At 72.7% G+C, this 22,933-nt stretch carries 20 protein-coding genes and 1 pseudogene; 12 read left to right on the forward strand and 9 right to left on the reverse strand.

Annotated features, from left to right (window positions below):
* From ACIP84_RS05390 to ACIP84_RS05435, 10 genes are all read left to right on the forward strand, one after another.
* Positions 1-903 carry a dihydrodipicolinate synthase family protein gene (locus ACIP84_RS05390; RefSeq protein ID WP_401794742.1) on the forward strand — a complete coding sequence of 301 codons (903 nt, stop codon included), beginning with the start codon at positions 1-3 and terminating at the stop codon, positions 901-903.
* Positions 900-2,729: an L-arabinonate dehydratase gene (gene araD / locus ACIP84_RS05395; protein WP_401794745.1), complete on the forward strand. Its 1,830-nt coding sequence runs from the start codon at positions 900-902 to the stop codon at positions 2,727-2,729. The genes ACIP84_RS05390 and araD overlap by 4 nt, the downstream gene beginning before the upstream one ends.
* Positions 2,730-2,892: 163 nt before the next feature.
* Complete coding sequence (locus tag ACIP84_RS05400; RefSeq protein ID WP_401794747.1) at positions 2,893-3,831, forward strand: carbohydrate ABC transporter permease; 939 nt, start codon at positions 2,893-2,895, stop codon at positions 3,829-3,831.
* Positions 3,828-4,745, forward strand: a complete 918-nt coding sequence (locus ACIP84_RS05405; protein ID WP_401794750.1) for a carbohydrate ABC transporter permease — start codon at positions 3,828-3,830, stop codon at positions 4,743-4,745. Before ACIP84_RS05400 ends, ACIP84_RS05405 begins: the two co-directional genes overlap by 4 nt.
* On the forward strand, positions 4,742-5,935 hold the full coding sequence (locus ACIP84_RS05410) for a Gfo/Idh/MocA family protein (protein WP_401794753.1): 1,194 nt from the start codon (positions 4,742-4,744) through the stop codon (positions 5,933-5,935). The genes ACIP84_RS05405 and ACIP84_RS05410 overlap by 4 nt, the downstream gene beginning before the upstream one ends.
* Positions 5,932-6,798: a PmoA family protein gene (locus ACIP84_RS05415; protein ID WP_401794755.1), complete on the forward strand. Its 867-nt coding sequence runs from the start codon at positions 5,932-5,934 to the stop codon at positions 6,796-6,798. Before ACIP84_RS05410 ends, ACIP84_RS05415 begins: the two co-directional genes overlap by 4 nt.
* Positions 6,795-8,567 carry a family 43 glycosylhydrolase gene (locus ACIP84_RS05420; protein ID WP_401794758.1) on the forward strand — a complete coding sequence of 591 codons (1,773 nt, stop codon included), beginning with the start codon at positions 6,795-6,797 and terminating at the stop codon, positions 8,565-8,567. Before ACIP84_RS05415 ends, ACIP84_RS05420 begins: the two co-directional genes overlap by 4 nt.
* A gap of 33 nt (positions 8,568-8,600) precedes the next feature.
* Complete coding sequence (locus tag ACIP84_RS05425; RefSeq protein ID WP_401794761.1) at positions 8,601-9,941, forward strand: ABC transporter substrate-binding protein; 1,341 nt, start codon at positions 8,601-8,603, stop codon at positions 9,939-9,941.
* Positions 9,938-10,765 carry a rhamnogalacturonan acetylesterase gene (locus tag ACIP84_RS05430; RefSeq protein WP_401794764.1) on the forward strand — a complete coding sequence of 276 codons (828 nt, stop codon included), beginning with the start codon at positions 9,938-9,940 and terminating at the stop codon, positions 10,763-10,765. The genes ACIP84_RS05425 and ACIP84_RS05430 overlap by 4 nt, the downstream gene beginning before the upstream one ends.
* A gap of 8 nt (positions 10,766-10,773) precedes the next feature.
* A complete protein-coding gene (locus ACIP84_RS05435; protein ID WP_401795683.1) occupies positions 10,774-12,057 on the forward strand; it encodes a polysaccharide lyase family 1 protein in 1,284 nt (427 codons plus the stop codon).
* Positions 12,058-12,304: 247 nt separating this feature from the next.
* Here ACIP84_RS05435 and ACIP84_RS05440 read toward each other — a convergent pair whose 3' ends face one another.
* The 3 genes from ACIP84_RS05440 to ACIP84_RS05450 all read right to left on the reverse strand — a co-directional run bounded on the left by ACIP84_RS05440 (position 12,305) and on the right by ACIP84_RS05450 (position 13,878).
* Positions 12,305-12,727: a secondary thiamine-phosphate synthase enzyme YjbQ gene (locus ACIP84_RS05440; RefSeq protein ID WP_401794767.1), complete on the reverse strand. Its 423-nt coding sequence runs from the start codon at positions 12,725-12,727 to the stop codon at positions 12,305-12,307.
* A gap of 93 nt (positions 12,728-12,820) precedes the next feature.
* Entirely contained in the window at positions 12,821-13,540 is a 720-nt protein-coding gene (locus ACIP84_RS05445) for a permease prefix domain 1-containing protein (RefSeq protein WP_401794770.1), read from the reverse strand.
* Entirely contained in the window at positions 13,537-13,878 is a 342-nt protein-coding gene (locus tag ACIP84_RS05450) for a PadR family transcriptional regulator (RefSeq protein WP_355965576.1), read from the reverse strand. Before ACIP84_RS05450 ends, ACIP84_RS05445 begins: the two co-directional genes overlap by 4 nt.
* Positions 13,879-13,976: 98 nt before the next feature.
* Here ACIP84_RS05450 and ACIP84_RS05455 point away from each other — a divergent pair, with 98 nt between their 5' ends.
* Positions 13,977-14,456, forward strand: a complete 480-nt coding sequence (locus ACIP84_RS05455; RefSeq protein ID WP_401794773.1) for a DUF2269 family protein — start codon at positions 13,977-13,979, stop codon at positions 14,454-14,456.
* A gap of 141 nt (positions 14,457-14,597) precedes the next feature.
* On the opposite strand, the gene ACIP84_RS05460 is transcribed toward ACIP84_RS05455, so the two are convergent.
* From ACIP84_RS05460 to ACIP84_RS05485, 6 genes and pseudogenes are all read right to left on the reverse strand, one after another.
* Positions 14,598-15,275 carry a hypothetical protein gene (locus tag ACIP84_RS05460; protein WP_401794776.1) on the reverse strand — a complete coding sequence of 226 codons (678 nt, stop codon included), beginning with the start codon at positions 15,273-15,275 and terminating at the stop codon, positions 14,598-14,600.
* Positions 15,275-15,814 (reverse strand): SigE family RNA polymerase sigma factor, encoded by a 540-nt coding sequence (locus ACIP84_RS05465; protein ID WP_401794778.1) that lies wholly within the window; start codon positions 15,812-15,814, stop codon positions 15,275-15,277. The genes ACIP84_RS05460 and ACIP84_RS05465 overlap by 1 nt, the downstream gene beginning before the upstream one ends.
* Positions 15,795-16,904 (reverse strand): LacI family DNA-binding transcriptional regulator, encoded by a 1,110-nt coding sequence (locus ACIP84_RS05470; RefSeq protein ID WP_401794781.1) that lies wholly within the window; start codon positions 16,902-16,904, stop codon positions 15,795-15,797. Before ACIP84_RS05470 ends, ACIP84_RS05465 begins: the two co-directional genes overlap by 20 nt.
* 339 nt (positions 16,905-17,243) lie before the next feature.
* A complete protein-coding gene (locus ACIP84_RS05475) occupies positions 17,244-17,906 on the reverse strand; it encodes a DUF4328 domain-containing protein (protein WP_401794784.1) in 663 nt (220 codons plus the stop codon).
* Between the two features lie 75 nt (positions 17,907-17,981).
* Positions 17,982-18,065, reverse strand: a pseudogene (locus tag ACIP84_RS05480) (phosphatidate cytidylyltransferase); the annotation flags it as partial.
* A 108-nt stretch (positions 18,066-18,173) separates the two neighbouring features.
* Complete coding sequence (locus ACIP84_RS05485) at positions 18,174-21,086, reverse strand: glycoside hydrolase family 48 protein (RefSeq protein WP_401794787.1); 2,913 nt, start codon at positions 21,084-21,086, stop codon at positions 18,174-18,176.
* A gap of 272 nt (positions 21,087-21,358) precedes the next feature.
* Here ACIP84_RS05485 and ACIP84_RS05490 point away from each other — a divergent pair, with 272 nt between their 5' ends.
* A complete protein-coding gene (locus ACIP84_RS05490; RefSeq protein ID WP_401794790.1) occupies positions 21,359-22,915 on the forward strand; it encodes a cellulase family glycosylhydrolase in 1,557 nt (518 codons plus the stop codon).
* Positions 22,916-22,933: the final 18 nt, after the last annotated feature.

The following is a 22,933-nucleotide window of genomic DNA, read 5'->3' on the forward strand; positions in this document are numbered from 1 at the left end:
ATGGAATTCGAGACGATGAGGGCCGCCCTCGCCGACGTCGTGGCCATCCCGGTCACCCCCTTCGCCGAGGACGGCTCCGTGGACACCGTCACCCACCGCGCGCTGCTGCGCCGGCTCCTGGACGGCGGGGTCCGCACCCTCACCCCCAACGGCAACACCGGCGAGTTCTACGCCCTCACGCCCGAGGAGCGCCGCTCCCTCACCGAGATCACCGTCGACGAGGCCGGCGACCGTGCCGCGATCCTCGTCGGCGTCGGCCACGACGTGCCGACCGCGGTCGAGGCGGCCCGGCACGCCCGCGCCACGGGCGCCCACATGGTGATGGTCCATCAACCGGTGCACCCGTACGTCTCCGAGAGCGGCTGGGTCGACTACCACCGGGCCATCGCCGAGGCCGTCCCCGAGCTCGGGATCGTCCCCTACATCCGCAATCCGCTGCTCGGTGGGGCCCGGCTCGCCGAGCTCGGCGCCGCCTGCCCCAACGTCGTGGGGGTGAAGTACGCGGTCCCCGACGCGGCCCGGTTCGCCGGCTTCGCCCGGGACGCGGGCCTCGACCGCTTCGTCTGGGTGGCGGGCCTGGCCGAGCCGTACGCCCCCGCCTACTTCGCGAGCGGCGCCACCGGCTTCACGTCCGGCCTGGTCAACGTCTCCCCCGCGCTCTCCCTGGAGATGCTGGACGCGCTGCGGTCCGGCGACTACCCGACCGCGATGAAGGTCTGGGAGCGGATCCGCCGCTTCGAGGAGCTGCGCGCGGCCAACGGCAGCGCCGACAACGTGACGGTGGTCAAGGAGGCCCTCGCCTCCCTCGGCCTCTGCCGCCGGTCGGTCCGCCCGCCGAGCCGTGAACTCCCCGGGAGCGAGCGGCCCGAGGTCGCCACGATCGCGGCCGGGTGGCCGATATGAGCGGCGCGGGGCCCGTCGACGCGGACCGGCGGCCCGGCGGCGAAGGCGGGTGGCCCGTCGACGCGGACCGGCGGCCCGGCGGCGAAGGCGGGTGGCCCACCGGAGGCGGTCGGCGCCCCGAGGAGCTGCGCAGTCACCAGTGGTACGGCACCGACGGCCTCCGCTCCTTCAGTCATCGCGCCCGCACCCGGCAGCTCGGCTACCTCCCCGAGGAGCACCTCGGGAAGCCGGTGATCGCCATCCTCAACACCTGGTCCGACATCAACCCCTGCCACGTGCACCTCCGCGACCGCGCGCAGGCGGTGAAGCGCGGGGTGTGGCAGGCCGGCGGCTTCCCGCTGGAGTTCCCGGTCTCCACCCTCTCGGAGACGTTCCAGAAGCCGACCCCGATGCTCTACCGCAACCTCCTCGCGCTGGAGACGGAGGAGCTGCTGCGCTCGTACCCGGTGGACGGGGCGGTGCTGATGGGCGGCTGCGACAAGACCACCCCGGCGCTCCTGATGGGCGCGGCCTCGGTCGACCTGCCGACGGTGTTCGTTCCGGCGGGGCCGATGCTGCCGGGGCACTGGCGGGGCGAGACCCTCGGCTCCGGTACGGACATGTGGAAGTACTGGGACGAGAAGCGGGCCGGTCGGATCGGCGACTGCGAGATGGCGGAGCTGGAGAGCGGCCTCGCCCGCTCCCCCGGGCACTGCATGACGATGGGGACGGCGTCCACCCTGACCGCCGCGGCGGAGACCCTCGGCGTGACCGTGCCGGGTGCCTCCTCGGTGCCGGCGGTCGACTCGGGGCACGACCGGATGGCGGCGGCCTCGGGGCTGCGGATCGTGGAGCTCGTACGGCAGGACCTGCGGCTGTCGCGGATCCTGACGCAGGAGGCGTACGAGGACGCGGTCGCCGCCGTCCTGGCGCTCGGCGGCTCGACCAACGCGGTGATCCATCTGATCGCGATGGCGGGGCGCTCGGGGGTGAAGCTGACGCTCGACGACTTCGACCGGATCGCGCGGACGGTGCCGGTGCTCGCGAACCTTCGGCCGGGCGGGCGGTTCCTGATGGAGGACTTCCACTTCGCGGGCGGGATGCCGGGCTTCCTGTCCCGGCTCACCGACGTCCTGCACCTGGACCGCCCCACGGTCTCGCACACCACGCTGCGGGAGCAGCTCGACGGCGCGCTCGTGCACGACGAGGAGGTGATCCGGGACCGTTCGAGGCCGCTGACCGCCGAGGGCGGGGTCGCGGTGCTGCGGGGCAACCTCTGCCCCGACGGGGCTGTGATCAAGCACATCGCGGCCGAGCCGCGGCTGCTCGGGCACACCGGTCCCGCGGTCGTCTTCGACGACTACCGGTCGATGCAGCGGACCATCGACGATCCGGCGCTGGGCATCACGCCCGAGCATGTGCTGGTGCTGCGGGGCGCGGGCCCGAAGGGCGGTCCGGGGATGCCGGAGTACGGCATGCTGCCCATCCCCCGGTACCTGCTCGAACAGGGGGTGCGGGACATGGTGCGGATCTCCGACGCCCGGATGAGTGGTACGAGTTACGGGGCGTGTGTGCTGCATGTGGCGCCCGAGTCCCATGTCGGCGGACCCCTGGCCCTTGTCCGTACGGGCGACACGATCACCCTGGACGTCGCCGCGCGCTCCCTCCACCTGCACGTCACGGACGAGGAGCTGGACGCCCGCCGGGCCGCCTGGGCCCCGCCGCCGGCCCGGTACGAGCGCGGCTACGGCGCGCTCTACATGGAGCAGATCTCCCAGGCCGACACCGGCTGCGACTTCGCCTTCCTGGCGCGTCCGGGCACCACCCCCGATCCGTACGCGGGCTGAGAACCCGCCTTCCAGCGGTGCCGGGGTCGCCGGCCCGTCCCACCGAACCGCCCGACCCCACCCCGTCCAGCAGCGCCATCAGCTCCGCCCGCTCCACCCTGTCCGAAATCTCGAACGTCGTTCGCGAAGCGCTTCACGCTTCACCGAGAACGGAGCCGCCGTCATGGCCTCAGCTGTGACCCCACCGCCCCGAGCCGTCACGGCACGGCGCCGCAGTCGCACGGGAGCGACGCCCCGCCGACTGCCGTACCTCCTGATCGCCCCCGCCGGCCTGCTGATGCTGGGCTTCATCGCCTACCCGGTGATCAGCGTCTTCTCCTACAGCCTCCAGCACTACAACCCCACCAAGCCCTGGCGAAACGGCTTCGCGGGTCTCGACAACTTCACCCGGATCTTCGCGGAGGACCCGCGGTTCTGGGGAACGCTGACCTTCAGCCTCAAGTGGGTCGTCGTCGAGGTGACGCTCCAGCTCCTCTTCGGACTCGCGCTCGCGCTCATCGTGAACCAGACCTTCGTGGGCCGCGCCCTGGGCCGGGCCCTGGTCTTCTCCCCCTGGGCCGTCTCGGGCGTACTCACCTCCGCGATCTGGGTGCTGCTCTACAACTCCCAGACCGGGATCAGTCGTTACCTCGCGGACCTGGGCCTCGGCACATACGGCACGTCCTGGCTCTCCGACACCTCGACCGTGTTCCCGGCCGCGATCGTCGCCGATCTCTGGCGCGGGGTGCCCTTCTTCGCCATCCTCATCCTGGCCGACCTGCAGTCCGTGCCGAAGGACCTGTACGAGGCGGCCGAGGTCGACGGGGCGGGCCGGGTACGGCAGTTCGTCCACATCACCCTGCCGCACATCCGGGACGCGATCGTCCTCTCCACGCTGCTGCGCGCGGTCTGGGAGTTCAACAACGTCGACCTGCTGTACACGCTGACCGGCGGCGGCCCCGCGGGCGAGACGACCACGCTGCCGCTGTACATCGCCCACACCAGCGTCGACGCCCACGACTTCGGATACGCCTCCGCCCTCACCACGGTGGCGTTCGTGATCCTTCTCTTCTGCTCGATGGTCTATCTGCGCCTGAGCAAGTTCGGAGGCGACGCCACATGACAACCGAGTCCATCCTGACCGCCGCTCCCTCCCCCGGAACCGCGCAGGTCCCGCCACCCCCCGACCGGACGCCGCCCGCCACCGCCCGCGCCAGGCACAGGGCGTGGGACGAGGTGCCCCGCTGGCAGATCTATCTGCCCCTCGGGATCTACCTCGTCTTCACCCTCGTCCCCTTCTACTGGATCCTGCTCTTCGCCGTGCGCCCGGCCGGCTCCACCTCGCTGCTGCCCTGGCCGATGACGACCGCGCACTTCGAGAAGGTCTGGAACGACCGCAGTTTCGGCGTCTTCTTCCAGAACAGCCTGTTCATCGGGGTCGCGGTGCTCATCAGCACCACCGTGGTCGCCCTCGCCGGCGGTTACGCGCTGGCCCGCTTCGACTTCAGGATCAAGAAGGGCTTCATGCTGGCCCTGCTCTGCTCGCAGTTCGTGCCGGGCGCCCTGCTCCTCGTCCCGCTGTTCCAGATCTTCGCCGAGCTGAAGATGATCAACTCCCTGGGCAGTGTGATCATCGCCGAGACCGTCTTCCAGCTCCCGCTGTCGATGATCCTGATCAGCGGCTTCATCAGGAACGTGCCGTACTCCCTGGAGGAGGCAGCCTGGGTGGACGGCTGCAACCGGTTCTCCGCCTTCCGGATCGTCGTCCTCCCGCTGCTCAGGCCCGGTCTGGTCGCCGTCGGCTCCTTCGCGTTCGTGCACGCCTGGAACCACTTCCTCTTCGCCCTGATGTTTCTCAGCAGCCAGGACAAGCAGACGATCCCGGTCGGCCTGAACACCCTCATGGGCGCCGACAGCGTCGACCTCGGAGCGCTCGCCGCGGGCGGCGTCATCGCCGCCGTACCCGTCGTCATCGTCTTCGCCTTCATCCAGAAGTGGCTGGTCACCGGGTTCAGCGCCGGGGCGGTGAAGGGATGAACGGCACCCCCGTGCACAGGGAGGACATGGACACCCCGCGCACACCCCTGCCGGTCGTCCTCGCCGGTGCCCGCGGCCACGGCCGCAGCCACCTCCTCAACATCCGCCGGCTCGAAGGACGCGGACTCGTCCGTCTCGCCGGGATCTGCGAGCTGCGCCCGCTCGACGCCGCCGAACTCGACGGCATCGGGGCCCCGGAGCAGTCCGCCGACCTGGAGGCGCTGCTCGCCTCCACCGGCGCCCGGATCGCCGTGCTCAGCACCCCCATCCAGACCCACACCGACATGGCGCTCACCGCCGCCCGGCACGGGGCGCACATCCTCCTGGAGAAGCCGCCTGCCCCGTCGTACGCGGAGTACCGCCGGATGGCCGACGGCGTCGAGGCGGCCGGGGTGGCCTGCCAGATCGGGTTCCAGTCGCTGGGGTCGCACGCCGTGCCCGCGATCCGCCGGATGGTCGCGGAGGGCGCGATCGGCGAACTCCTCGGCGTCGGCGCGGCCGGGGCCTGGGTCCGAGACGAGGCCTACTTCCGGCGCGCGCCCTGGGCGGGCCACCGCCGGCTCGGCGGGGCCGACGTCGTCGACGGAGCGCTCACCAACCCCCTCGCGCACGCCGTCGCCACGGCGCTCGCGCTGTCCGGCGCCACCCGCGCCGAGGACGTCGAGCACATCGAGACCGAGCTGCTGCGCGCCCATGCCATCGAGTCCGACGACACCTCCGCGGTACGGATCGTCACCTCGGCCGGCACCCGGATCACCGTCGCGGCGACGCTCTGCGCCGAACGGTCCTCGGAGCCGTACGTCGTCGTCCACGGCACCCGGGGCCGGATCACCTTCTGGTACCGGCAGGACCGGGTGCTCGTGCAGCGCGCCGGGCACGGACCGGTGGAGACCGAGTACGCCCGTACCGACCTCCTGGAGAACCTCGTCGCGCACCTCACCGACGGCGAGCAGCTGCGGGTGCCGCCTGCGGCGACCGGCGCGTTCATGCGGGTCGTCGAGGCGGTGCGGACGGCCCCCGACCCGCTGGCGATACCCACCGCGCACTGGCACACCGAGCCCGGCGAGAGCGGGCCGCGCCGGGTCGTCGACGGCGTCGACGCCCTGGTCGACGCCAGTGCCGACGGACTGAGGCTGTTCTCCGAACTCGGTGCCTCCTGGGCCCCGTCGCCCCGGGCGGTGGCCCGGTGATCCCCGAGTCCCCGACGGTCCTGCGCTGCGCGGGCCGGACCGTCGCCCGGTACACGACCCGGCCCGCGCCGGCCCCCGACCGCTCCCCGCGGCCGTACCTCCACCCGGTCACGACCCTCGCCGGCCGGCCCGTGACCGAGACGGCGCCCGAGGACCATCCGCACCACCTCGGCGCCGGCGTCGCCATACCCGACGTCGCCGGCCACAACTTCTGGGGCGGCCGCACCTTCGTCCGCGACCGCGGGCCGGTCGCTCTCGACAACCACGGGGTGCAGCGGCACGACGGGTTCAAGCTGTGCGACCCGGACGGCTTCGTGGCGGAGCTGACCTGGACGGCCGGGGGCGAGCGGCTGCTCCGCGAGCACCGGACGGTGGCGGCCACCGCGCTCACGGAGACGGCCTGGGCGCTCGACCTCGCCTTCTCGCTCACCAACGTGTCCGGGCGGGACCTGTCGCTCGGCAGCCCCGCGACGAACGGCCGGCCGGGCGCCGCGTACGGCGGCTTCTTCTGGCGCGCGCCGAAGGAGGCGGCGGCTCCCGTGGTGTTCGGTGCCGGGGTCGTGGGCGACGGTCCGGGCCCGGACGGCGAGGAGGCGGTGCACGGGGCCCGCGCGGACTGGGTGGCCCTCGCGGGCGAGGGCTGGACCCTGGTGTTCGCCGGGGCGACAGCCCGGACCCGTGAGGACCCGTGGTTCGTCCGGGCCGCCGAGTACCCGGGAGTCGGTTCCTCGCTCGCCCACGACGAACGGCTTCCGGTGGCCGCCGGAGAGACGTTCGTTCGGCGGGTGGTGACCCTCGTCGCCGACGGGCGCCTCGACCGGAACGGGGCCGCGGCCCTGGTACGCAAGGCGGTGACGTCGTGACGGGGGCCGGTGCCGTCCTTCCGACGGGGGCCGGTGCCGTCCTTCCGACCGGTGACCTCGGTGACGGCACGTACCGCAACCCCGTACTCGCCGCCGACTGGTCCGACCCCGACGTGGTCCGGGTCGGCGAGGACTACCACCTGACCGCGTCCAGCTTCGGCCGCGCCCCCGGGCTGCCGCTCCTGCACTCCCGGGACCTGGTCAACTGGACGCTCGTCGGACACGCCCTGGAGCGGCTCGAACCGGCCGCCGCGTTCACGGAACCCCGGCACGACCGCGGGGTCTGGGCGCCCTCGTTCCGCTACCACGACGGCCGCTTCTGGATCTTCTGGGGCGACCCCGACCACGGGATCCAGCAGGTCAACGCCCCTTCCGTACGCGGCCCGTGGACGACCCCGCACCTGGTGAAGGCGGGCCGGGGCCTGATCGACGCCTGCCCGCTGTGGGACGAGGAGTCGGGCGAGGCCTACCTCGTGCACGCCTGGGCCAAGTCCCGCGCCGGCTTCAACAACCGGCTCACCGGCCACCGGATGAGCCCGGACGGGACGAGGCTCCTCGACGCGGGCCGGGTTCTCGTGGACGCCGACCGGCTCCCCGGCTGGTTCACCCTGGAGGGCCCGAAGCTGTACCGGCACGACGGCTGGTTCTGGATCTTCGCCCCGGCCGGGGGCGTGGCCACCGGCTGGCAGGGCGCGTTCCGGTCGCGGTCGTTCTTCGGCCCGTACGAGGAGCGGATCGTCCTCGCGCAGGGCGACACCGACGTCAACGGCCCGCACCAGGGCGGCTGGGTGCGCACGGGGCCGGGCGAGGACTGGTTCCTGCACTTCCAGCAGTCGGGCGCGCACGGCCGGCTCGTCCATCTCCAGCCCATGCGCTGGGACCCGGACGGCTGGCCCGTGCTCGGCCACCAGGGCGCCCCGGTCCGGGTGCACCGCAAGCCGGCCCTGCCGGAACAGCCGCCGGCGCGGCCGGCCGTGGACGACACGTTTCCCGGCGGCCGGTTCGGCCGGCAGTGGCAGTGGACCGCCAACCCGGGCGAGGGCTGGGCCAGTCGGCACACGGGCGACGGGCTGCGGCTCGACTGTGTGCGGTCGCACCGGACGGCCGATCTCCGCGGCGTGCCACACGTCCTCACCCAGCGGCTGCCCGCCGGGGCCGTGGTCGTCGAGGTCGGGCTGCGGCTCGACTCGGTGGCGCCCGGAGCCCGCGCGGGTCTCGTCGTCCTGGGGGACGCGTACGCGTGGATCGGCCTGGAACGGGCGCCGGACGGCACGGCCCGGCTCGTCCACCGCTTCGCCCCGGCGAACGCGGACCGCGAACGCGACGCGGCCCGCTCCCGGCCGCTGACCGGGAACCGGGCCCTGCTCCGCGTCGAGGTCACGACGGACGCGCGCTGCCGGTTCTCGTACGACACCGGTCCAGGCGCCGATACAGGTCCCGGCGCCGGCGTCGATGCCGACCCATGGCCCGGTCCCGGCGTCGGCGTCGGCGTCGGCGTCGATGCCGGGTCCGCGCCGGGGCCCGCGCCCGGGGCCGGCCCCGACAGCGGTTCCGGTGGCGGTCCGGTCCGGCTCGGGCCGGAGTTCGCCGCCACGCCCTGGCGCTGGGTCGGCGCGCTGCTCGGCCTGTTCGCCGGGGCGCCGGAAGGCGCGGGACACGCCGGGACGGCCGTGTTCTCCGACTTCCGCGTCACCGCCGCCCGAACGGCACCACCCGGGGCCGCCCCACCGGCGCCCCGCCCCGAACTCCCCCACACCCCCTCCCCGTAGTCCCCGCAACACCCCGAGAGAAGAGAGCCGACGATGACCATCTTCCCCGGCGGACGGCGCAGAGCCGCCCTCGCCCTCGCCCTGACCGGCGTCCTCGCCCTGACCGCCACCGCCTGCGGTGACGACGGCAGCGGCGGGGGCGGCGACAAGGGAACCGAGGGATCGGGCAAGGGCAAGATCACCTTCTGGGACAACAACGGCGGTGTCCGCACCGACGTCTGGAAGGAGATCATCGCGGACTTCGAGAAGGCGAACCCCGACATCGACGTCGAGTACGTCGGGATCGCCTCCAAGGAGGTCCAGTCGAAGTACGACACCGCGATCCAGGGCGACGGACTGCCGGACGTCGGCGGCGTCGGCGCCGCGATGCTCGCCGGGATCGCCGCGCAGAACGCCCTGGAGCCCCTGGACGCGCGGATCGAGGGCAGCACGCTCAAGGGCAGGCTGAACGCCGGCATGGTCGCGAGCGTGAAGGCGGCGGGCGGACAGGGCAGACTGTTCACCGTCCCCACCTCCGCGAGCAACGGCGTGCTGTACTACCGCACCGATCTGTTCAGGGCGGCCGGCCTGCAGGAGCCCACCACCTGGTCGAAGTTCTACACGGCGGCCGAGAAGCTGACGGACATCGACAAGAACCGCTTCGGCTACACGATCCGCGGCGGCGCGGGCTCGATCGCCCAGGCGCTGGACGCCATGTACGGCCAGAGCGGCATCAAGAGCTTCTGGAACGGTGACAGGACCACCGTCAACGACCCGAAGAACGTGGCCGCGCTCGAGAGGTACGCAGGCCTGTTCAAGAAGACCACGCCGGCCGCCGACGTCAACAACGACTTCACCAAGATGGTCGCGCAGTGGGACAGCGGCCAGATCGGCATGCTCAACCACAACCTCGGCTCGTACCAGGACCATGTGAAGGCCCTCGGCACGGAGAGGTTCCGGGGCATCCCCAACCCGACCCTCGACGACGGCACCCGGGTGCAGGTCTCCAACCCGGTGGACGGCCTCGGCCTCTTCTCCTCCAGCAAGAACAAGGCCGCCGCCTGGAAGTTCATCGAGTTCGCCGCCTCGCACGCCTCCAACAGCAAGTGGAACAGGTCGGCCGGCGCCATCCCGGCCAACACGGAGGCCGCGCAGGACCCCTGGCTCCAGGAGGCGGAGCCGACGAAGCTCGGCGCCGAGGTCCTCTTCAGCGGCAAGGCCACGATCGTGGAGCTGCCCTACTACCTGCCGGACTGGAACACGATCTCCAAGGCCGAGAACGAGCCGGGCTTCCAGAAGGTCCTGCTCGGGACGTCCACCGCCAAGGAGTTCCTCGACCACCTGGCCGAGCAGCTGAACACGGCTCAGGCCGAGTGGAAGCAGCAGAACCCGTGAGCGTCGGCCGCCGCGCGGTGGTCTCGGCCGGGGCGGGCCTCGCGCTCGCCCTGGCCGGGGCTCCCCCGGCCCGTTCCCAAGGACACCGCCCTATGCGCACCCTCTTCATCGCCGGCGACTCCACCGCCGCCCAGAAGTACGCCGACGCCGCGCCCGAGACCGGCTGGGGCATGGCCCTCCCCTTCTTCCTGCACCGGGGGGTACGGGTCGCCAACCACGCCGTCGACGGGCGCAGCACCAAGAGCTTCCTCGACGAGGGACGGCTCGAGGCGATCCTGGCCGCGTTGTGCCCCGGCGACCTGCTCCTGATCCAGTTCGGCCACAACGACCAGAAGGTCGCCGACCCCACCCGCTACACCGAGCCGTGGACCGGCTACCAGGACAACCTGCGGGTCTTCGTCGAGGGCGCGCGGTCCCGGGGCGCCCTCCCGGTGTTCGCCACCTCCGTCGAGCGGCGCAGGTTCGACGTGGACGGCACCGCGCTGCGGACGCTCGGCGCGTATCCGGCGGCGATGCGGGAGACCGCACGCGAGTCGGACGTCCCCCTCCTCGACATCGAGGCGCTGTCGCTCGCCCTGTGGCAGCGGCTCGGCCCCGAGGCCACCACGACGTACTTCAACTGGACCGCGACCGAGCAGGACAACACCCACTTCAACCCGCCGGGGGCGATCGAGGTGGCCCGGCTGGTCATCGCCGAGCTGCTCCGCACCCATGCCCTCGCCCCGCGCGAGACGCGCCGCGTGGACGACCACGTTCCCGCCGGGCTCATCACCTGGCCCGAACCTGCCCCTGCCGTTTCCGAGTTCGAGGAGAGCCGATCGTGAACCGACGCATGCGACGCGGAGTGGTGGCCGCCACCGCCCTCACCCTGGCGGTGACCGCCCCCGTGGCCGGCGCCCAGGCCGCCCCGCGCCCCGGTGCCGACCCCGTCCGCGCCACGCTGCCGGCCGGTGACGGCTGGGCGTCCGAGGGGACCGGCACGACCGGCGGGGCGGCGGCCGTGGCCTCCCGGGTGCTCACCGTCACCACCTGGGAGGAGTTCCGGGCCGCGCTGGCCGTGCCCGGCACCGAGGCCCGGATCGTCAAGGTCGTGGGCACGCTGAACGCCACCGCCGCCGGCTGCGCCGCCTTCGAGGCCCCCGGCTACGACTTCGCCCGCTACCTCGCCGACTACGACCCCGCCGTCTGGGGGTACGAGAACGTGGTCAGCGGCCCCCAGGAGGATCTGCGGGCGGCGTCCGCGACCGCCCAGGGCAAGGCGATCAAGGTCGGCGTGCCCGCGAACACCACCATCGTCGGGGTCGGCAGGCACGCCGGGATCACCGGCGGCAGCCTCCAGGTGCAGGGCGTCGACAACGTCGTGATCCGCAACCTGACGATGGAGAGCCCGCTCGACTGCTTCCCGCAGTGGGACCCGACGGACGGCGCGACCGGGGCGTGGAACTCCGAGTACGACAGCCTCGTCGTGTACGGCTCCACCCATGTCTGGATCGACCACAACACGTTCACCGACGGGGCCCACCCGGACAGTTCGCTGCCCTCGTACTACGGCGAGGTCTACCAGCAGCACGACGGCGAGCTGGACATCGTGCGGGGCGCGGACCTCGTCACGGTCTCGTGGAACGTGTTCACCGACCACGACAAGACCCTGATGATCGGCAACAGCGACAGCGCGGGCGCCACCGACCGGGGCAGGCTGCGGGTCACCCTGCACCACAACCTCTTCAAGAACGTGGTCGAGCGGGCGCCGCGGGTCCGGTTCGGGCAGGTCGACGCGTACAACAACCATTTCGTGGTGCCGAGTTCGACGTACGCGTACAGCCTCGGCATCGGGCAGGAGTCCCAACTGTTCGCGGAGAGGAACGCGTTCACGCTCGCCGGGGACGTCCCGGCGGGCAAGATCCTCAAGAAGTGGAAGGACGCGCCCGTCACCACCGTGGGCAACTACGTGAACGGCAGGCCGGTCGACCTCCTCGCCGTCCACAACGCCCGGTTCCCGGAGGAGCTGCTGCGTGCCGACGCGGGCTGGACCCCCGCCCTGCGCACCCGGGTCGACCACCCGCGCGCCGTACCCGCCCTCGTCGACCACCAGGCGGGCGCCGGTCGCTCCTGCTGAGCCCACCCCCTTGTAGGAGGAGCCGCATGCCCTCACATCCCACCGAAGCGTCCCCGGGGCGCCGTTCACCGCACGGCTTCCGCCACGGGGCCCGGCGGGTAGGAGCAGGCGCAACGCACCTGGAGCCGGAACGCCCTGACCGTCGACGCCTGGGACCGTGACGACTTCGACTGGAGCGATCGCGCGACCTGGCGGTGGATGTGGCAGTCACGCCCCGGCCCCTCGTCCCGCACGGCCACCGGCTCCGTCATCCCAGGAACGACAGGCGGACCTGGCGGTCGGGGTTGTCCTTGTTGGTGTCCACCAGGCACACCGACTGCCAGGTGCCGAGCGCCAGTTCACCGTCGATCACCGGGAGTGTCGCGTGCGGGGCGACGAGGGCCGGCAGGACGTGGTCACGGCCGTGGCCCCGGCTTCCGTGGCGGTGCTGCCAGCGTTCGTCGGCGGGAAGCAGGTGGTGCAGGGCCGTCAGCAGGTCGTGGTCGCTGCCCGCGCCCGTCTCGATCAGCGCCACGCCCGCCGTCGCGTGCGGGGTGAAGACGTTGAGGAGGCCTCCCCGCCCCTCTGCCACCTCCGCCAGGAAGGCGGCGCACTCCCCGGTCAGGTCGTACACCGTCTCCGACCCTCCGGTGGTGACGTCCAGGACGCGTGTGGTGAAACCGTTGCTCATCCCCTCATCGTGACGGAGCGGGCGGTCATCTCCAACGTCCCACGCAGACGCCCCGGGGAGGTACGCCCGGGTGCTCCCGCGCGACGTCCGGCGTCAGCCGGGCTCCGGCGCCCGGAGGACCGGCAGCCGCGCGCAGCGGCGGCAGGCGCGGGCGGAGGTCGCCACGACGGCGTGGGAGGCGGCGGCGAGCGCGCCCGCGAAGGCGAGCAGCGGCCAGTTCGTCGCGAGCGCGGCGGCGGTGACGAGGGCGAGTGTCGTCACCGCCATGGCGGCTCCCGCGGTCGTGCCGGTCCAGGCGACCACGGCCGGCAGCCGGGCCGGCGGGGAGAGCCGGCGGGCGAGGGTTCCGGTGACGGCCAGCGCCGCGGCGGCGAGCAGGGTGGCGGCGATCGCGACTCCGGACAGGTGGGCGGCCAGGAGTCGTGAGGTGTGGAGAACCGGTCCCGCGGGTTCCTGGGCGGGGACGCCGGTGAGGTACCAGCAGGCGATCAGGAAGGGTGCGGTGAGCGCCACGACGCGGGCGGTGTGCCGGGCCTGGGCGAGGGTCAGCTCCCGCTGGCAGCTCGGTACGAGCTCGTCGACGGTGCCGAACTCGCGGACCGCCGCACGGATCGCCTCGTGCCGTGGGACGCCCCGCTCGATCCGGGCGTCCGCCGTGTCCTCGAGTCCGCCGCGGATCTCCTCGATCATCCGGTCCTTGGTCCGGGCGGGCCCGTCCAGGGCGGCGGTGAGGTCGGCGACGTACGCGGCGAGGGGGTCGCCGGCGGGATCGGTACCGGCGGGGGTGTCGGCGCTCTTGTCCGCGGCGGTCATGTGGCGAGCCCCCGCGGTGGGGTGGGGTTGAGGACCGAACCGATCGCCGCGGTGAACTCGTTCCACGCCGTGCGTTCGCCGGCGAGCGTCCGCCGGCCCTCGTCGGTCAGCTCGTAGCAGCGGCGGCGCCGCTCCCCTGAGGACTGCCAGCTGCTGCTCAGCAGGCCGGTGCGCTCCAGCCGGTTCAGGGCCGGATAGATGGTGCCCGTGCGCAGTTCGAGCGCGCCTCCGCTGCGCTGCTGCACCGCGGCGATGATCGCGTACCCGTGCAGCGGGCCCGGTTCGAGCACCGCGAGCAGCAGTCCGTCCAGGTGCCCTCGCACCGCATCCGCCTTCATAGGTAGGCAGCCTACACAAGAGGGCGCAGACAGTGTATGTATTGGTAGCCAACCTATTGGCAGCCAGAACATCCCGCTCTCGTCCGGAGGCATGCGCCGTGACCGAATTCCTGCTGTCCGTCCACGTCCTGGTGGCGATCGTCACGGTCGGATCGATCACCGTGGCCGCCTCGATGTTCCCGCGCACCGCGCTCCGGGCCTGCGGCGGCGAGGAGCCGGACGGCCGGTCCGAGGGGACGGGAACGGCCGTGCTCCTCCATCGGGTCTGCACCGGGTACGCGGTCGCCGGGGTCGTCGTGCCGGTGTTCGGCATCGCCACCGGGGCCCAGCTCGGTGTGCTGACCGACGCGTGGCTGATCGTCTCGCTGGTGCTCACCGTCGCCGCCGCGGCCCTGCTCGGCCTGGCCGTCCTGCCGGGCCAGCGGCGTCTGCTCGCCCTCGCCGAGGGCGCGGCCACGGAGGAGGCGGCGCGGCCCACCGCGTCCCGGCTGTCCATGACGACCGGGATGTTCAACGTCCTCTGGGCCGTGGTCGTCGTCCTGATGATCGTCCGTCCCGGCTCCACGACGGGCGCCTGAACCAGGCTGCCGCCGGGGTGGCCGCCCGGGCGGCCACCCGCTTCGGCCCGGTCGTCACCCCGACCCCGTCGTCACTGCGACCCCCGTCGTCACTCCGACCCCCGTCGTCACTCCGACCCCGTTGTCACTTCGGTCCGGTCGTCACTTCGGTCCGGTCGTCCCGAAGTCGCCACGCAGGGTCGACCGGCCGCCGTCGGCGCCCGTCAGGACGACGGCGTACGTGTCGGCCGAGGCGTCCCGGACCCCTTCGGCGTGGTTGTACTGTCCGGCGAAGACATGGGGCCCCGGCGGGACAGGCCGGCCCGGCTTGAGCGTCCAGCGGTAGACCAGATCCCGGCCCTCCTCGGTCACCGTCACCGTGAAGTCCTCGGCGGGACGCGTGCGCCAGTGGCCCGTGCTCACGACGCCGGGGGTGCGGACGATCCTCAGTTCGACGGTGAGGCCGCTGACGGGGGTGTCCGTCGTCAGGCGGAGATCGCTCTGCGCCCACCAGCGGTTGCTGCCGGGGTCGATCGCGGCGGTCGCCCGGGCGCTCGGACCGGGCCCGGGGAGCGTGGTGGCGGGCGGGGCGGGCCGGTCGTTCAGCGTGGTCGCCGCGAGACCGCCGAGGCCGACGACTCCCGCGACGGCCGCGGCGACGGCCACGACGGCCGTCCAGCGGCGACCGGCCCAGCGGGCGGCGGGCCGGGGCGGCCGGGCCGCGGGGGCGTGCGCGGGGGTGGTCATACCGCGTTCCACCCGGGCGAGCATGCGGGCGCGGTCCGGCCGGTGCGTGAGCGCCGCCTCCCGCAGCTCGCGGCGCAGCCGTGTCTCGTCCATCAGCGCCTCCCCGCGGCGAGTTCGGTGGCCGCCCGGGGACCGAGCAGCCGCTGGAGCTCGGCCATGCCCTTGGCGGTCTGGCTCTTGACCGTACCGACGGAGACGCCGAGCGCGAGAGCGGTGTCGCGTTCGGAGAGGTCGAAGGCGTGCCGGAGCACGACGCAGGCGCGCTTGCGGAACGGCAGGGCGCGCAGCGCCGTCCGCACGTCGACGACGGCGGGCACGTCCGGGTCCTCGGTGTGGTCGGGGCGGCGGTCCCAGAAGGCGGCGATCCGGCGCCGTTCCCGGACGGTGCCGCGGATACGGGTGCGGACGAGGTTGGCGACGACGCCGCGGGCGTAGGCGGCGGGGTGGTCGGCGGCGCGCACCCGGTCCCAGCGGTGCCAGAGCGCGAGCATGGCATCGGCGGCGAGGTCGTCGGCGGCGTCGGTCTCACCCGTCAACAGGTGTGCGAGGCGGGCGAGTTCGGCGTAGTGGCGCTCGAAGAACTCCCGGAACTCGGCCGCGCTGTCCGCCGCTTCAGCGTCCGCCGCGACCACGACGCTCCTCGGTGGGAACGGAGCCGGACGGGGCCGGGCCGCTGCTCGCTCGCGCGGTCAGCAGCGGCGGGATGAGCTCCGTGCCCCGGGGCGTCTCACCGGCGAGGCGCCGGACGAGCCGTTCGACGGCGAGGCGGCCCATCTCCTGAGCGGGCACGGAGACGGCGGTGAGCGGTACGGAGGCGTGGACGGCGACCTGGTCGGGGCAGACGGCGACCACGGAGACGTCCTCGGGCACGGCGCGGCCCTGGTGGCGCAGGAGTGCGAGCAGCGGCTCGACGGCGGCCTCGTTCTGGACGACGAGGGCCGTGGTGCCGGGGCGTTCCTCGAAGACGCGGGTGACGGCGGCGGCGACGGCCGCGTAGGTGCCGTCGACGGGCCGGTGGAGCAGGCCGACGCCATGGGTTCCGGCGGCGGCGCGCAGTCCGGCGAGGGTGCGGGCGGCGAAGCCCGTACCCCGCTCGTGGACGGCGGACGGCTCGCCGAGGACGGCGGACGGCTCGCCGAGGACGGCGGACGGCTCGCCGAGGACGGCGACGCGGGTGTGGCCGAGTCCGGCGAGGTGCTCGACGCAGCGTGCTCCGGCGGCCTCGAAGTCGAGGTCGACGCAGTCGAGTCCGGCGGTGTCGGCGGCTTCCGCGGATACGGTGGGGAGTCCGATGAGGACGGCGGGCCGCTCGGCCTCCCGGAGGCAGGGGAGCCGGGGGTCGTCGCGTCCGACGTCCATGACGATCATGGCGTCGGCGATGGCGCTGCCCTCGACACGGCGGACGGCCTCGGGGCCCTCCTCGCCGGTGAGCAGCAGGACGTCGTAGCCGTGGGAGCGGGCCGTGGTGGTGACGGCCATCGCGATCTCCGTCGTGACCGGCACGTGGAGGCCGGTGCGGAGCGGCATCATGAGGGCGAGGATGCCGGTGCGGCTGCTGGCGAGCGCGCGGGCGCCGGCGTGCGGCCGGTAGCCGAGGGTGTCGATGCTGTGCTGGATCCGCTCGCGGGTGGGGGCGGATATGGAGCGCTTGCCGCTGAGCACGTAGCTGACGGTGCTGGCCGACACCCCGGCGTGGCGGGCGACATCGGCGAGGGTGACCACGTGCGAGCTCCTCGGCTGTTCCCGGTGTTCCGGGCGAACGGCCCGTCGATGATTCGGAACCCGACCCTAAGCGGCCGCTCGCCGAGCTGTCCAGGCGGGCCGTGAAGACTCCAAGCGCCGGGCCGCCGGGCGGGGTTGTGCGGGGGCGTCGCGCGCGAGGGGACGGACGCCAGACGCCAGCGCTTTCCTACTGGGCCTGGGTGCTCCAGGGCACGGCGTACGGCGGGCCGGCGGGCGGTACGGCGACCCCCCGCCGGCGCGTACGGCGGCCTCGTCCGCACCGACGTCCGCCGTCCCTTCCCCGTCGACGCGCCGGTCCCCCGGCGCGGGGCCCGGGGCTCAGGTCATGTTGAAGTACGGCAGGGGGCCGGCCGGTTGGGCCGCGGTCACCCGGCGGATGACCGCGATCGCGAGGATCGCGCACAGGATGCCGAGGCTCTGGTCGACCGGGTCGCGGTAGCCGAACGGGTCGACGACCGGGGCGTGGAAGGCGACGGAGAGCGGGCCGTCGAGGAGCCAGACGAACCACCAGGCGTTGATCAGCCAGGCGTCGCGGGGCGGGCCGCCGGCCCGGTGGATGTCGAGGGTGATACGGCGCGGCAGCCACCACATGGCGAGCGGAATGGCCCAGGCGCCGATGGCGAAGCCCACCGGGTACCTGTGGCTGCCGGGGGCGAGGACCTCGGCGTTGCTGCGGACGCGGAAGAACCAGACGATGAACGCGATCCAGCACGACACCTGGAGGACGGCCGGGAACGGGACCATGTCCTCGGCGAGCCAGGGCGAGTCCTTGCCGCCGGTCGCCATGACGGAGACGTCGGCGAGGGCCTGGGCGGCGATCAGCGCCTGGCAGACGAGCGCCGGACCGATCGGGTTGCGGAATCTGAAGCGCGGGCCCCGCACGGCTGCCGGTCCGACCGGCACGTTGTAGGCGTCCATGGAATCCCCCCGGGATACGGTGACGCCGCCGCGGAGCGCCACGGCGGCGGTGATCACCGGCATCGTAGGTACGTCCCGACCAGGGCGTCCAAGGGTGGCGCCGTGCCGGGTCCCGGCTCCTCGACCGAGCGGACCACCGGAGCCGGGCAGCCGGCGACCGGCGTCCCTGGCGTGGGCGCCCCGCCTGACCATCGACTCGCACAGGTCCCCGAGCGGGCCGCCGACCGCGACGAGCCGTACTCGGCGCGGTGCGTGGGGAAGACCGGGCGGTCCCTTGTCGGGGTCCGCCCGGTCTCGTCGTCCGCGGAGCCGCTCCGTGCGGGGCGGCTGCTAGGTGAGCAGCTCCGCGTACGAGCCCATGGCCAGGGCGATGTCCGCCTGGGCCCAGAACCGGTGGTACGTGAAGACGGGCGCGGCGCCGCCCGCCAGATAGGCCTCGATCTTCGGCCAGGCCGGGTCGTCCTGGTAGAAGGTGCGGATCGAGGCGAAGGTGGAGGAGGCGTTCACCGGGTCGCCGTTGGGCATGGTGCCGGCCCAGCCGTCCGGTACGTACACGGGGTCGTCGAAGCGGTGGTAGTCGGCGCGGGTCTCGGGGACGGCGATGCCCAGCGGGTCCTGGTGGTGGTCCCACATGCCGTCGAGGAGGGCCTTGGCGACGCGCTTGGCCTCGGCGTGGCCGGACCTGGCCGCGTAGTAGGTGAGGGTCTTGGCGTAGGCGGCGGCCACGCCGACGTCGTCGGTGTAGTCGGCGACGGTGACGTGCAGGCCGGCGTTGGCGCCGGGGCTCGCCGCGTTCCAGGTGTCGGGCGCGCCGGACCACTGGAGGGTGGAGGGGATGCGGTAGGTGCCGTCCGGGTTGATCGTGGTCTTGGACAGGGCCCAGGAGACCCACTTGTCGAGGACGGACTTCGCCTGGGCGTCGCCGGTCTGCCGGTAGTACTCGGCGACCCGCTCCATGGACCAGGCCTGGAAGCCGAACCACTGGTTCGACGCGGGGTCGTGGTAGACGGGCTTCTCGTCGTAGAAGAGGCCGTGGAAGGTCGGGGTGCCGGCCGGCGGGGTGGCGTAGCGGCCCTGCCAGCTGTTGGTGGCGCCGCCCGCGATGGCGCCCTCGTCGGACTGGAGCCAGCGGTAGAACTCCAGCTGCCGGTCGAGGCTGGTCGCCCAGTCGGCCGCGCCCGTCGTCGACTTGGGCCTGAGCGGGGCGTACTCGCTGAGCGCGTAGGCGGCGAGCGGGTTCTGGTAGCCGCCGTGGGCGTGGCTGGAGCCGATGCGCCAGGACCATCCTGCGGAGGTGTCGGTGGCGCCGCCCCAGGCGTAGTACCAGGACATCAGGTAGTGCGCGCTGTCCTTGCCGGTGCCGGCGGGGCAGGTGGTGGGGCCGACGCAGTTCCCGGCCTTCTTGAAGTACTTGTCGAACATGGCGTACCGCAGGTAGTCGCCCATCTTGGCGGCCTTGCCGACGGTCGTGGAGACCTGGTCGCCCTTGCCCTGCTCCTTGGCCCAGAGGTCGGCCCAGTAGGCGGCCTGGACGGCGCGGGCGTCGGCGTCGGGGGCGTTGGTGAACTTCCACTGCTTGGCGTAGGAGGCGTCACCGGTGAAGAGGTCGAGGTAGCCGTTCCGCCCGCCGTAGCTGAAGTTGTCGCAGGTGGGGTGGGTGACGGTCTCCCAGACGGACTCCTGCGGGCCGCGCTGGAAGGTGTTGATGTAGGAGGGGCCGGTCGCCGTCGGACCGGCGGAGCACTTCCCCGGCTCGTTGCCGAAGCCGTAGACGTTGTCGACGTCCTGGATCCAGTGCATGCCGTAGATGTCGTCGGTGCCGTACGCGCTCTTGAGTTCCGCGGCGATCGGGTCGGAGCCCGAGGTCACTCCCGAGTCGAGCCGCGCCGGGTACTGGGAGGGCAGGTCCCACTCGGGGGCGTACGTGGCCGGTTTGGAGGGGTTGTACGTGGAGGTGGTGGGCGTGTCGGCATGGGTGGGGATCATGAACTTCTCCATGGTCGCCCAGGCGCCGTTGAACTTGGTCCAGTCGCCGGTGATCCTGCCGTACATGGCCTGGAGCCAGATGAGGTAGCTGTACGCCTCCGAGGTCGTCTCGTGCCCGTGGTCGGGGGCCTCGACGATCAGCGTCTCGACCGAGTGGTACGGGATGCCCTCGGGCGAGAAGTAGCCGTTGGCCGGGTCGGTGATCTTCCCGTGGAGGTCGAGGAAGCGGGCGTCGTACGGGGAGTTCGCGGCGAGCTGGGCGACGGTGACCTCGGCCTTGGCGTGGCCGGGTGCGGTCGCGGTGAAGACGGCGGATCCGGTGCCGGTGGCCGCGGCGGCGACGGTCACCTTCTGCGCGGTGTTCCAGTTCGCCGGGGTGAAGGTGAGCGAGGCCGGGGTCGCGGTGAGCTGGGTGTTGCCGGAGGTACGGGCGATGCTGACCGTGACGTCGGCGGTGGGGGCGGTGGAGAGCTTCAGGTCGAAGGTGCCGGTGCCGCCCTGGCGTACCCCGAGCCGGCTGGGGGCCGCGACGAGCGCGGGGCCGGCGACGACGGTGATGCCGACGGGCGCGGACTCGGCGGAGGCGCCGAGGCTGTCGTAGGCCTTGGCGTAGAGGGAGTGGGCGCCGGTGGCGAGCCCGGTCGCGCTGACGGCGAAGGGCGCCGTGGTGTCGGTGCCGAGGAGCGCGGTGTCGCTGTAGAACTCCACCTTGCTCACGGTGGCGCCGTCGGCCGCGGCGGCGGTGGCGGCGAGCGGCACCGCGTCGCCCGAGGTGTGGACGGCGCCCGGTGCGGGGCTGGTGAGGACGGCGACGGGCGGCTGATGGGCGCCCGTGCAGGGGGTGCCGTCGACCGCGAAGGAGGTGGGGGCGGTGTTGGTGCCGGTGTAGGTGAACTGGGCGCCGGTGGTGGTGGCGGCCCCGGGGGCGAGGGTGCCGTTCCAGGACGCGTTGGTCACCGTGACGTTCCTGCCGGCCTGGGACCAGACGCCGCTCCAGCCGTTGGTGAGCTTCTGGTCGCCGGCGTGGGCGTAGGTGAGGGTCCAGCCGTTGAGCGCGGTGGTGGAACGGTTGGTGAGGGTGAGCTCGGCGGTGAAGCCCGAACCCCAGTCGTTCGTCCTGTAGTCGACGCTGCACCGCACGTCGGCGGCCTGGGCGGTGGTGGCACCGACGGCCGTGAGACCGAGGGGGAGGGAGAGCGCGGCGACCAGCGCGGTCAGCTGCCGGCGTGGTCGCGTTCGTGGTCGGAGGCGTGGCATGCGGTGGTTCTCCTCGCGGCTCGGAAGGTCGGGGGAGCGAAGAGCGAAACGTGCATGGAGACAAGCTCTGAACCAGTGGGAGCGCTCCCACTGTGCAGTTGGGACGCATCGGCGTCAAGGTGCGTGAAGAGTCGAAGGCAATTGGCGAGGGAATTTACCCAACCCCTCTTTTCCTTGGCGGTAGTTGCCGCTACGGTCTGCCCGACCAGTGGGAGCGAATCCGTCCGGTCGGCACACCGTCAGGGGTGTGCCCTCGCTGCGAGGACTCGCTCATGCGACATCCCCCACGCCTGTCCGCGCTGCTCTCCGGAGTGGCGCTCACGACGGCGAGCACCGCGTTCGCCCTCATGGGTACGGCCTCAGGAGCCGCGGCCGCACCCGCCTGCACGGTGGAGTACTCGGTCGTCGGCCAATGGGCCGGCGGCTACCAGGGTGCCGTCACCGTCACCAACAACAGTGCCGCGCTGAGCGGCTGGAGCCTCGGCTTCGCCTTCCCGGCCGGCCAGGTCGTCAGCCAGGGATGGGGCGGCACATGGTCCCAGTCCGGGACCGGCGTCACCGTGGTGAACGAGAGTTGGAACGCCGCGCTCGCCACGGGCGCGAAGGTCACGGGCGGCTTCATCGCCTCGTGGTCGGGCGCCAACACGGCGCCCACCGCGTTCACGCTCAACGGCACACCGTGCTCCTCGGGCACGCCCCCGACGCCGACTCCCACACCCACACCCACCGATCCGACGACACCGCCCACGACTCCCCCGACCACGCCACCCACCACCCCGCCCCCCACTCCCCCGACCACGCCGACCCCGGTCACCGGCGCGCCCGAACTCGGCGTGTCCGGGAACAGGTTCATCGATCAGAACGGCGCGACCCGACGCCTGCTCGGCGTCAACCGCTCCGGCGGCGAGTTCATGTGCGTCCAGGGCCACGGCATCTGGGACGGTCCCGTCGACGACGCCTCCGTCAAGGCCATCGCCGACTGGAAGGCCGACACGGTCCGCATCCCACTCAACGAGGAGTGCTGGCTCGGCCTGGACAACATCAAACCCGAGTACCGGGGCACGCACTACATCGGCGCCGTGAAGGACCTGGTCACCAAGGTCATCGCGCACGGCATGACCCCGGTGGTCGAACTCCACTGGACGCACGGCCAGTACACGGGCAACTCCTCGGGCTGCGCCGACGTCCACGCCTCCTGTCAGAAGCCGATGCCCGGCGCCCGGTACACACCGGCGTTCTGGACCTCGGTGGCGAACACCTTCAAGAACGACAGGCGGGTCGTCTTCGACCTGTTCAACGAGCCCTATCCGGACCGGGCGACCTCCACCGCGACCCAGGCCTGGTCCTGCTGGCGCGACGGCGGCACCTGCCCCGGCATCGGCTACGAGGTCGCCGGGATGCAGGACCTGCTGGACGCGGTGCGGGCCACGGGGTCGAGGAACCTCGTCCTCGTCCCGGGCATCGCGTACTCCAACGACCTCAGCCAGTGGCTCGCGTACCGCCCCACGGACCCGGCGGGCAATCTGGCCGCCGCCTGGCACGTCTACAACTTCAACACCTGCGCGGACGAGACGTGCTGGAACACCAGCCTCGCCCCGGTGGCCGCCGAGGTTCCCCTCCTCGCGGGCGAGATCGGTGAGAACACCTGCGGACACGCGTTCATCGACCGCGTCATGAGGTGGTTCGACGACCGCGGCCTCTCGTACCTGGGCTGGACCTGGAACACCTGGAACTGCAACTCAGGTCCCTCGCTGATCAGTTCGTACGACGGCACGCCCACCGCATTCGGCATCGGACTGCGCGACCACCTGCGCGGTCTCACCTCCTGAGATCCCCTGAACACCCCC

Source organism: Streptomyces sp. NPDC088707 (assembly GCF_044752725.1).
Classification (GTDB): Bacteria; Actinomycetota; Actinomycetes; order Streptomycetales; family Streptomycetaceae; genus Streptomyces.

Excerpts from the sequence above, each read along its gene's own strand:
- ACIP84_RS05390 (WP_401794742.1), top strand. The coding sequence starts at position 1 with ATGGAATTCGAGACGATGAGGGCCGCCCTCGCCGACGTCGTGGCCATC.
- araD (WP_401794745.1), top strand. The coding sequence starts at position 900 with ATGAGCGGCGCGGGGCCCGTCGACGCGGACCGGCGGCCCGGCGGCGAA.
- ACIP84_RS05400 (WP_401794747.1), top strand. The coding sequence starts at position 2,893 with ATGGCCTCAGCTGTGACCCCACCGCCCCGAGCCGTCACGGCACGGCGC.
- ACIP84_RS05405 (WP_401794750.1), top strand. The coding sequence starts at position 3,828 with ATGACAACCGAGTCCATCCTGACCGCCGCTCCCTCCCCCGGAACCGCG.
- ACIP84_RS05410 (WP_401794753.1), top strand. The coding sequence starts at position 4,742 with ATGAACGGCACCCCCGTGCACAGGGAGGACATGGACACCCCGCGCACA.
- ACIP84_RS05425 (WP_401794761.1), top strand. The coding sequence starts at position 8,601 with ATGACCATCTTCCCCGGCGGACGGCGCAGAGCCGCCCTCGCCCTCGCC.
- ACIP84_RS05435 (WP_401795683.1), top strand. The coding sequence starts at position 10,774 with ATGCGACGCGGAGTGGTGGCCGCCACCGCCCTCACCCTGGCGGTGACC.
- ACIP84_RS05440 (WP_401794767.1), bottom strand. The coding sequence starts at position 12,727 with ATGAGCAACGGTTTCACCACACGCGTCCTGGACGTCACCACCGGAGGG.
- ACIP84_RS05445 (WP_401794770.1), bottom strand. The coding sequence starts at position 13,540 with ATGACCGCCGCGGACAAGAGCGCCGACACCCCCGCCGGTACCGATCCC.
- ACIP84_RS05450 (WP_355965576.1), bottom strand. The coding sequence starts at position 13,878 with ATGAAGGCGGATGCGGTGCGAGGGCACCTGGACGGACTGCTGCTCGCG.
- ACIP84_RS05460 (WP_401794776.1), bottom strand. The coding sequence starts at position 15,275 with ATGGACGAGACACGGCTGCGCCGCGAGCTGCGGGAGGCGGCGCTCACG.
- ACIP84_RS05475 (WP_401794784.1), bottom strand. The coding sequence starts at position 17,906 with ATGCCGGTGATCACCGCCGCCGTGGCGCTCCGCGGCGGCGTCACCGTA.
- ACIP84_RS05485 (WP_401794787.1), bottom strand. The coding sequence starts at position 21,086 with ATGCCACGCCTCCGACCACGAACGCGACCACGCCGGCAGCTGACCGCG.
- ACIP84_RS05490 (WP_401794790.1), top strand. The coding sequence starts at position 21,359 with ATGCGACATCCCCCACGCCTGTCCGCGCTGCTCTCCGGAGTGGCGCTC.